General features: G+C 45.7%; 10 protein-coding genes. 4 read left to right on the forward strand and 6 right to left on the reverse strand.

What is annotated here, in order from left to right:
* Positions 1-19: 19 nt before the first annotated feature.
* Together AC438_RS11395 and AC438_RS11400 are read left to right on the forward strand one after the other, a co-directional pair.
* Positions 20-1,093 (forward strand): glycosyltransferase, encoded by a 1,074-nt coding sequence (locus AC438_RS11395; protein ID WP_053981386.1) that lies wholly within the window; start codon positions 20-22, stop codon positions 1,091-1,093.
* A gap of 56 nt (positions 1,094-1,149) precedes the next feature.
* Positions 1,150-2,178, forward strand: a complete 1,029-nt coding sequence (locus tag AC438_RS11400) for a hypothetical protein (RefSeq protein ID WP_156312506.1) — start codon at positions 1,150-1,152, stop codon at positions 2,176-2,178.
* 68 nt (positions 2,179-2,246) lie between these two features.
* Here the strand turns inward: AC438_RS11400 and AC438_RS11405 are convergent, their stop codons facing one another.
* Positions 2,247-2,741, reverse strand: coding sequence for a YchJ family protein (locus tag AC438_RS11405; RefSeq protein ID WP_053981388.1), 495 nt, complete (start codon positions 2,739-2,741; stop codon positions 2,247-2,249).
* A 36-nt stretch (positions 2,742-2,777) separates the two neighbouring features.
* Entirely contained in the window at positions 2,778-4,106 is a 1,329-nt protein-coding gene (locus AC438_RS11410) for a DNA recombination protein RmuC (protein WP_053981389.1), read from the reverse strand.
* Positions 4,107-4,260: 154 nt separating this feature from the next.
* Between AC438_RS11410 and AC438_RS11415 the strand changes: the two genes are divergently transcribed.
* The gene (locus tag AC438_RS11415; protein ID WP_053981390.1) at positions 4,261-4,974 is read left to right on the forward strand and encodes a YceH family protein; all 714 of its coding nucleotides are present in this window, start codon (positions 4,261-4,263) and stop codon (positions 4,972-4,974) included.
* A 50-nt stretch (positions 4,975-5,024) separates the two neighbouring features.
* Here AC438_RS11415 and AC438_RS11420 read toward each other — a convergent pair whose 3' ends face one another.
* From AC438_RS11420 to AC438_RS11435, 4 genes are all read right to left on the reverse strand, one after another.
* Positions 5,025-5,747, reverse strand: coding sequence for a 3-deoxy-D-manno-octulosonic acid kinase (locus AC438_RS11420; protein ID WP_053981391.1), 723 nt, complete (start codon positions 5,745-5,747; stop codon positions 5,025-5,027).
* An 8-nt stretch (positions 5,748-5,755) separates the two neighbouring features.
* Positions 5,756-6,367, reverse strand: a complete 612-nt coding sequence (locus tag AC438_RS11425; RefSeq protein ID WP_053981392.1) for a MarC family protein — start codon at positions 6,365-6,367, stop codon at positions 5,756-5,758.
* 7 nt (positions 6,368-6,374) lie between these two features.
* A complete protein-coding gene (locus tag AC438_RS11430; RefSeq protein WP_053981393.1) occupies positions 6,375-6,818 on the reverse strand; it encodes a phosphate-starvation-inducible PsiE family protein in 444 nt (147 codons plus the stop codon).
* A gap of 474 nt (positions 6,819-7,292) precedes the next feature.
* Positions 7,293-7,991, reverse strand: coding sequence for a hypothetical protein (locus tag AC438_RS11435; protein ID WP_053981394.1), 699 nt, complete (start codon positions 7,989-7,991; stop codon positions 7,293-7,295).
* Positions 7,992-8,253: 262 nt separating this feature from the next.
* On the opposite strand from AC438_RS11435, the gene AC438_RS11440 reads away from it, so the two are divergent.
* Positions 8,254-8,823, forward strand: coding sequence for an elongation factor P hydroxylase (locus AC438_RS11440; RefSeq protein WP_053981395.1), 570 nt, complete (start codon positions 8,254-8,256; stop codon positions 8,821-8,823).
* The last annotated feature ends 268 nt before the right edge of the window (positions 8,824-9,091 follow it).

The following is a 9,091-nucleotide window of genomic DNA, read 5'->3' on the forward strand; positions in this document are numbered from 1 at the left end:
TTTTTAGGTTAGTATTAACGTGTTAATAGTGCATGTTGTAGTTGTGATAGATAGCTTAGCGGGCGGTGGTGCCGAAAAAGTCATGTTAACGCTCTTGCAAACGCTGCAGCAGCAAGGACAAGTATGCACACTGATATTATTGGATAATGCACGTGACTACACGATACCCGATAACTTGGATGTACGGTGCTTTAACGCCAAAAAATATTGGACACTGAAACAAAAAGCAAAAGCCTTTAAGCCCTTTGTTGAAGCGATAAGCCAAGAAAAAGGCGAAATAGGTTTGCTGTTATCAAACTTAGATAAATCCAATCGGCTTGTTTCAACCATTAATCACCCTAAAAGTTATTATGTTGTTCATAACTCGGTGACAGATGCCCTTAAAACACGACGTAAGCACCCAGTGGCATGGCTAAGAATGCGCCGCGCTATTCAGTCATTAACCGCTAAACGTATTATTGCAGTATCTCATGGTGTTAAAGAGGGTTTAGCGGCCTCGACACTGGCTTACCCAGCGTCTGTGACGACTATTTACAATCCGGTCAATATTGATGAAGTCAAGGCCTTAGCCAATGCTAAGCAGGGATCTTTGCCCAGCAAGCCGTATTTGATTCATGTTGGGCGAGTGGCCAAACAAAAAAGGCATGATGTTTTATTTGAGGCATTAAGTAAAACCCAAACCGATATCGATCTTGTGTGCTTGTGCCGCAATGTGAAAAAAGCACGACGCATAGCACAGCGTTATGGTGTAGAAGATCGCGTTATTTTCCCTTCATTTCAGCAAAACCCTTACCCCTGGATTAAACAGGCAAAAGCGTTAGTGCTGAGCTCCGACTTTGAAGGCTTTGCGATGGTGTTGGTCGAGTCACTAGTCTGTGAAACCCCGGTCATCAGTACCGACTGCAATTACGGCCCACGCGAAATATTAACAGGCCCTTTAGCGCAAAAATTAGTGCCTGTGGGTGATGTGAATCAGCTCGCAGCTCAAATGGATATTGCCGCATCTGACGCACAGGCTTTTGTTGATAGTCCTATTTTGTCGTGTATTGAGGCGCAGAATGTTGCGCGTCAATATTTGGCATTAGCCCAATAAATAACGCGCTATACACAGTGCAAAAGCGCTTGGCGTACCGTAAAGGCTTTATAAGCATGATCAATATTATTTTTGTGCCAGTCTCAGGCCCTAAAGGCGTGGGTGAATATATGCGCTCACTCATCTTGGCTGATGCCGTTAATGAGCATTACCCTAATGCTAGCATTACTTTTATCTTGAGTCGCCAAGCGGGCTATATTAACGAATGTCCTTACCCTGTTCGCTTAGTCGACGACTCGCCTACAAAATGTACAAAGGCAGTTAATGACATTGTACGTGCTATTGGGCCGGATGTGGTGGTTTTTGATGCCTCAGGCCGGGCGGCGCAATATAAAGCGGCAAAAGCAATCGGTGCAAAAGTAGTTTTTATTAGTCAGCATAAAAAAAAGCGCGCGCGCGCTTTTGCGCTCAATAGGCTCCCATTTATTGATGCGCACTGTATAACGCAAATGGATTTTGTCGATGGCGATTTTAGTTATTGGCAAAAAGCTAAATTAGCCCTTTTTCGCAAGCCGGCGCCTTATTTTATTGGCCCTGTTTTTGCGACGCCTGACGATAGTATTTTGAGTACGTTAGCGTTGCCCGAGCGCTATGTGTTTTTTTCTGCCGGTGGTGGTGGGCATACCGCTATCAATCACAGTGGCCAGTTAATGTTAGCGGCCGATGAATTATTAGCGGCGGCACGCTTATGGCAGCGCTCGACAGGCGAGCATTGTGTGCTCGTGTTAGGACCAAACTATCCTAATACCGCACCGCTTTCGACTGCGGGCGTCACAGTGCTAACATCACTCCCTAACGCCCAGCTAATCGCTGTCCTTAAAAAAGCGCGCTGCGCAATACTTGGCGGCGGTGCGATGCTTGCTCAAGCTGTGGCTTTGCATGTGCCTAGCATCGCTATATCGCTGGCTAAAGATCAACCCCGTAGAATAAAAGCCATGCACAATAAAAATTTAGTGGCAGTATCGGCACTTGCGGCTAATGACATTGTTAAGGCTTTACGTGGCGGTGCACCGGTGGTTCAGTTTGATTGTGCCAATGGGCGCGAATCATTTTTGAATATTATTGATCGTGTGCGCGCACCCTAATGATTGAGCCTCGCTAAGACCCTACTCAATAGCGATCCAGTCATCGCAACAAGATCTTGCATGTCTTACTAATGTGAACAGCATTTTTTAAGCTTTTTACCCGAACCACAATAACAGTTGCTGTTTCTGCCGAGCTTGATTGGGGCTTTGATGTCACCATCAATATATAGCCAGCGGTCATACTCGTAAATAAAACGCGATTGTTCGTGAAGCTGATGGGGCACGGCGCGCGGTAGGGGTTCGCCTTGGTGGGTGTCATGAAAGAAGGCTACAAATTCAACCGTGTTGTCTGTCGCCGCTAATATTTGAAGCCCTAGCCATTGAGTGTGTTGCATGGTTTCTTTGAGTGTCTTGACGGCTTTTATATGATTGTTTTGATAGTTTTCGGCGTGTAAATAATCACTGTGAGATGAGTGTAATAAATATTTCACGTTACCGGTACAAAAGGCGCTGTACCGTGAGCGCATTAGGGCTTCGGGTGTAGTGGCTTTTTGCGTATTGTTCAGTAAAGGGGAGCAGCATTGCTCAAAGGGTAAGCTAGAGCAGCAGTAGCACTGTGTCATAGTTCTAATCTTCTTAATTTTTGATGATGGCGTAAGTTAATCGTCGAGTAGAGGCTCTAAGCGATGAAGGTCAATATCTTGATGAATAGGCGGTGTCGGTGTGAGTTTGGCGCCTTTGGCCAATTCACTAAAGCATTGCACTTTACCGTGTAGCCCCCGTTTGCCGGTTAAGGCGGTGACCGTGTCATTGTAATGACTCCCCGCGGTTTGCAGTGTTCGACCTAATTTGTGAAAACGCTCAGCTAGGGTGCATAATTGCTGGTAAATATCGCCTGCTTTTTCGGCTAGCGCATAAGCTTGCCTTTGGCCGCGTTCACGCAACCATAAATTGGCAACGGTTTTGATAATAGGGATTAAGGTGGTTTGGCTAACCAGCAATATATTTTTATTGGCCGCATACTCGTAGAGTTGATGATTGTGTTTGAGTGCTTCGGTGAGTGCCGGTTCAGCCGCCACATACATTAAGACAAAGTCAGGGCTGTGCAAGCCAACTAATGCGCTATAGTCTTTTTGTTGAAGGTCGTTGATGTGTTTTTTTAGGGCTTTAACATGCTGATCGAGAGCACTGTTTTGTTGGCTAATGTCTTTTGCGCTGACGGCCGCTTCGTAAGCCACAAGGCTCATTTTACTATCAATAACAATGTGTTTTTCATCGGGTAAATAAAGAATAAAATCAGGTCTGCGATTTTGACCGTCTTGGGTATGATAATTGGCTTCTCGTCGATAGTGTACGGTGTTTTCGAGCCCGGCTGCTTGTAAACTACGCTCGAGTTGCAGCTCGCCCCAGGTACCCGTTAGCTTTTTATCGCCCTTGAGTGCTCGGGTAAGGTTTTTGGCTTCTTGGGTAATGGCTTGGTTGAGTGTTTTAATATGCTGCAGTTCATTATTTAAGCTGGCATGGCTAGAGACCTGCGAATGTTGAAATTGTTGTACCTGCTGCCCAAAGTGTGTGATTTGGTTTTGGAAAGGGGTCAGTAATAATTTAACCGATTGCTCTTGCTGCTGGGAAAGCTGCGCGCTGTTTGCATTTAATGCTTTTTGGGCGATATGCTCAAACTCTTGTGTCATGTGTTGCTTTTGTTGTTCAAAGCTGAGTTGTTGCTGCTGGTGTGAGCGTTCTCGCTCTTGTAGTTGCGTGTGCAGCTGCATAAAGCTCAACTCTTTTTGTTGTAACTGGTGCTGCGTTTTTTCATGCTGTTGCGCTAGCGCAGCATGTACGAGCCGTGCATCGCTGAGTTGGGTTTGCGCGTGTTTTAGGCGTTGCATCAATACGAGTGTCATCGCCGTAAAAATGATCAGTCCCAACCCTAAGCCTGTCGCAAATAACCCTATAGCAAAAATAGGGTACTGATTGATGAGTGTCATGGTGTACAACATAATGAGAGTTGTTCTACGCTATTGATTGACTGGTTATTATGCGCTTTTTATAGCGCTTGCCAAAGTAGTTTGTTTTCTGGCTTAATCAGAGTGTTTTATTCGAATGTGCTATTTTGTTCAATTACCATTGTTAGGGTATTTTATGCAAAAGTTAAGTCTTATTGAGTTACGTGTGATGGGCTGTCTTATTGAAAAGGCCGCGACAACACCTGATCAGTATCCGCTGTCGCTCAATAGCCTATTGACTGGGTGTAACCAAAAAAGTAATCGCGAGCCGGTATTAACGTTGAATGAGGGGCAAGTACAAAATGCACTCGATAGTTTAATGGCGGCTAATTTGGTGTCGCAGGTGCGCACCGGTTCACGGGTGTCTAAATATCAACACCGCTTTGGCACCAGTGAATTTGCCGAGGTGCGTTATAACGCGAGACAGTTAGCGTTATTGTGTTTGTTATTTTTGAGAGGGCCACAAACCGCCGGCGAGCTGCGTACCCGAGCGACACGTTTAGCATCATTTAGCGATGTGGCCGATGTAGAACTCGTTTTAAAAAAACTGGCCAGTAGCGACGCAGGGGGTTGTGTTGAGCAGCTTGCACGTGAGCCGGGCAAGCGGGAGTGCCGTTGGATGCATTTGTTTGGCGAGCTATCAGATGAGGCGCGCCCTTTAGCGGAGCATTCAGGTATCTCGACCGATTCAACAGCTACTTCGGCGCAGATCGCCAGCCAAGTGACAGCCATACAAATTGAGCCGACACAGGGTATGACGGTACGTATTGACGCCTTAGAGATGCAGGTGAGCGAGCTTAAAGCAGAGCTACTGGCGCTTAAAGCGCAATTTGATGATTTAATGGCTTAAGTCGAGTAGTTGTTTACGCTGTATGGCAATTATGCAGCAATAAAGACACACTATTTTGTATCATAACCGGCCAAAAAGGCTTCCCACTGGGTATCATCAAAATAAAAAGGCGGGCTGCGTTCAAGCTCTTTTGTGAGTGAGCGATAGAGGCGTCCAATGTTCTCGGCGGCCCAGCCTGTACCTGTTGGCTTGAGACTGGCGCGATCAAAATCAATCAGCCAAATTTTACCGGTGTTATCGCGCATAATGTTATGGCAATTGAGATCGGCATGATAAACCCCGTGCTGATGAAATTGCGCCACAGTGCGGCCAATCGACTGCCAAGTGCTGGCACTGAGGCGGCTGCTTTTTAACTCTTGAAACAAATCGCGTGCATTAGGGATTTGCTCCATTAAAAGATCGGCGCGATAAAATAGCCCGCGGCGCTGCACTAACCCAGCAACGGCCTTGGGGGCAGCAAGGCCCCATTGTTGTACTTTTTCAAGCATTTCAAGCTCAGCGTAGGCGCGCGTATTTTTGAGCCCCGTGTATAAATAGCGATCTTTTAAAAAGTGCCTGACCATGCCGCCGCGATAATAATGCCTAAGCACTAAGCCTTTGAACGTCGCATGCTTAATAAAATAGGTTGTTGCACGGCCTGTCGTATGACCGGTGATACTGTTACTGGACTGCCAGTAATCAGGTTCAAACCATTGTGACGTGATGTGACCCTCTTCTTGATTGTGGCTCTGGAGTAGTACAGTGTTACGCGTGAGCGGCGTTATGTGAGGCACGGATAATCCTAGGCTAATTGAAAGTACTGGCTAATACCGGCAAGTATTTGAGCGACCGCCAGTGCAGATAAAATCATACCCATGACGCGGCTAGTAATGCTAGCCCCTACATCACCAATAAAGCGATAAATGACACTAGCGCCGAGTAGTAAGGCCAGTGTGATCGATAAAACAATGCACATACTAACAAGTACTTGTGCTTGCTCTGCAATGCTAAAGCGATTGTTGTCGGTCAATATCACCGCCGCCATAATGGCGCCAGGGCTGGCAATTGAAGGGATCGCTAATGGAAAAACCGCGGTTTGAGGGTTGCTTTTAAGTTGCTTTATTTCATCTTCGGGCTTGCTGTCACCAAAAATCATAGTGAGCGAGAATAAAAATAAAATAATGCCGCCAGCTATTTGAAAGGCCGATAAAGGGATATCAATAGCGCCAAAAATCACTTCCCCGGCAACGGCAAAAAACATTAAAACAAAAAAGGCAATTGCTGTGCCTTTGATCGCTGTTTGAATCTTTTCTTTGGGGTTTAGGTGCTGTGTTACCGCAATAAATACCGGCACAGTACCAATAGGGTCGATGACAGCAAAAAAGAAAACAAAGTTAGAGAGTATTATATCCATGGTGTTCTTAATCGAGGTGGCTTTCGCGGGGTAGTTTGTGTATGAGCCAATACCCCACACTCAGTGCTAAGGTTGTGGCTGCAATAGCGTAAATATATTGGGGGCCCACTTTATCCAAATCTAAAATAATCACTTTACGCGCAATCGCCATTAAAGCGGTAGCGAGAACAATCTTTACATGGATCGCGTCGTCGCGTAAATAGATTGTAATATTAATTAATATCTCGATAGCAATCAGTACCGCCATAAACGCCCCAAAAGTGGCTAGCATATCTGAAATACTTAAGATTAAAAAAGGTGGGGAAATAAGCCGTTGATAGAGTGTCCAGCCAACATCAACGACACCCATGATAATGACAAATACCATTAATATCGCTAACGCTTTTACGCAAAGCTTGACCACTTTGTATAAATGGCGTATCAAAGGATCCGTTTGTTCAGAGTTATTCACAGAAAACTTCGCCGTGTATGAGTTAGGTAAGTAGCCCTGTCGTGACGGTGTTGCGGCAAGGCTGATGAGTAGTATTGACGCTTTTGGGGTTGGCTGTAGACCATGATAATGATGCCGCCCCTAAAGCGCAGATATTAAATAGCCGACTAACCCCCCCGTTGTAATCTTGGTTGAGGCTGTAAACCGTACGCCTCAAGGGTGAGACTGCCAATAAATAGGCTCATTGTAAAGCCAATATCATAAGCGATACTCTGCAAGCCGCGTCATACTGAGCCATCTGCCTAAACTGATGCGCCGTAAGCGCTTCTTGTTTGGTGGGCCGGTGATGCGTTAGTGCATAAAAAAGCTGTTATTGCTCAGCGAGCAATAACAGCTTCTATTGAGTATATGTCAATAGTGAGGGCTTAAATATGTTTTGCAACACTATCTCCACAGAAAATGATTATTGGCTGTTTGTTTTATGAGCAATGAGCGTTAGCCGTCGTCAACGAGCATGCTAATTGCAGCCAGTGCTTCTGGGTCTTTTGATTTGATCTTGTTGGCGATATGATGTTGAAAAAAGTACTTGAAGTGCTTGTGCTCTTGCGCGGGGTATAAACAGTTATCACCAGGCAAAACCGGCGTGCTCTCGATTTTTTTATCGTTGATGAGCATGCCCTCAATGATACCATCATTGGTTAGTCGCCAGCTGACGACCTCGAAGAGCGATAAGCGCTTTTTATCCACATCCGAGAGCACCGCATGAGTGCCAATGAGATCGGGGATTTCTTGAACGACGTCGTTGGGGTTGTCGCTTTCGTATTCATAGTATTCAGCGGCTGTTTCAACTTCTACGACCTTGTGTAAAGGGGAATCGAAAAATATTTCGTCAATGCCTGGGTCATAGTAACCCTCAAACTGACCGTTGAGCGGGTCTTGAATATCGGTGCATGCGATTATTTTATCGAGCCAAGGGACAAGCCCTGTAACCTCACCATTGGCCCGTAAGCCCCAAGCCAAAATTTTAAGGCTATAGAGTTTATCTTCGCTAGAGTCGTTGGAATAGAGCATTTCCAGTCCGTCGAGCTCTGGTGCGAGGCGAATGAAGCGCTTTTCTTGTTGTGATTGAAAAGGCTTTTTAGAAAAAAAATCTATGACATTATTCATGTCATGACCCTGATCTGGGATCTTCATGGGTATCACCTCCAAGCAGTGGGCTGGAGCTAAGCGCGTCAACCTGTTTGCTGTTACGCAAAACAATAGTGGTTGCGTGATTAGCATTAGCGGGTGGTGCATTACATCGCTGTGTTATTACAGTATATGCAGATTCGCCGTAACTCAACTCCACAGCGCAAAATAATCTGCCCTATGGCGTATTTTATTGTATTAGAGGTTTTAGTGCAGCTCTGCCCAAAAACACTTAAAATAACCCTCTTTTTTAAATGCGCACTTTCTTATGTCTGATGATTCTAATTTATACGATTATCGAGATCTTATACAGCTATTTGATAGCTGCTTTTTTGACAAGTTCAATACCAAGCTAGTAAAAGGCCAGCATGAGCCTATTTATATCCCCGCAGGTAGCGTAGTGGATGAATATCCCAAGCAAAATTGGCACCAAATCTTATTTGCACATGGCTTTTTTCGCAGTGCTTTGCATGAAGTGGCTCATTGGTTGGTGGCAGGCGCAGCACGACGTCATCAAGTGGATTACGGTTATTGGTACCAAGCCGATGGCCGAACCGCCAGTGAACAAGCTATTTTTGAGCAAGTTGAGGTCAAACCGCAAGCCATTGAGTGGGTTTTAACCCAAGCCTGTGGTCATGCGTTTAGTGTAAGTGTCGATAACCTCGAAGGCGAAGCGACCGACCCCTTACCGTTTAAGCGTGCGGTATATCAACAAGTGCTGACATTGCAATCAACAGGCCTTAATGCCAGGGCAGAGCGCTTTAGATGGGCTTTAGCTCAGCACTACGGCACGGCATTATCGTTTGCTGATATGCACTTTAGTGTGTCGGAGCTTTAGGGGCGAGGCAGTAACTTTATTGAATATCACGATTGAATATCACGGGCTCTCCACTCCCTCAGCCTCTATGCCTTGTACGCCCGCATTAACACGCTCGAGAAGCTTGTCATATAACAAGGTATGCGTGAGAAATTGGGTCAAAATGCAGAGGCGGGATTGATGGCAATCCTCCATCGATCCTCAAAACGCGATAGCGCTAACAATGGCCTTTGAAAAAAACACGAATACTTTTGTCGGCCCCGAGGCCCATATAGAAAGCGCCGCTGTA

The sequence above is a fragment of the Marinagarivorans algicola genome (assembly GCF_001292705.1).
Taxonomy (GTDB): domain Bacteria; phylum Pseudomonadota; class Gammaproteobacteria; order Pseudomonadales; family Cellvibrionaceae; genus Marinagarivorans; species Marinagarivorans algicola.

Coding starts and splice junctions, on each gene's coding strand:
- AC438_RS11400 (WP_156312506.1), top strand. CDS start 1,150: ATGATCAATATTATTTTTGTGCCAGTCTCAGGCCCTAAAGGCGTGGGT.
- AC438_RS11405 (WP_053981388.1), bottom strand. CDS start 2,741: ATGACACAGTGCTACTGCTGCTCTAGCTTACCCTTTGAGCAATGCTGC.
- AC438_RS11410 (WP_053981389.1), bottom strand. CDS start 4,106: ATGACACTCATCAATCAGTACCCTATTTTTGCTATAGGGTTATTTGCG.
- AC438_RS11415 (WP_053981390.1), top strand. CDS start 4,261: ATGCAAAAGTTAAGTCTTATTGAGTTACGTGTGATGGGCTGTCTTATT.
- AC438_RS11425 (WP_053981392.1), bottom strand. CDS start 6,367: ATGGATATAATACTCTCTAACTTTGTTTTCTTTTTTGCTGTCATCGAC.
- AC438_RS11435 (WP_053981394.1), bottom strand. CDS start 7,991: ATGAAGATCCCAGATCAGGGTCATGACATGAATAATGTCATAGATTTT.
- AC438_RS11440 (WP_053981395.1), top strand. CDS start 8,254: ATGTCTGATGATTCTAATTTATACGATTATCGAGATCTTATACAGCTA.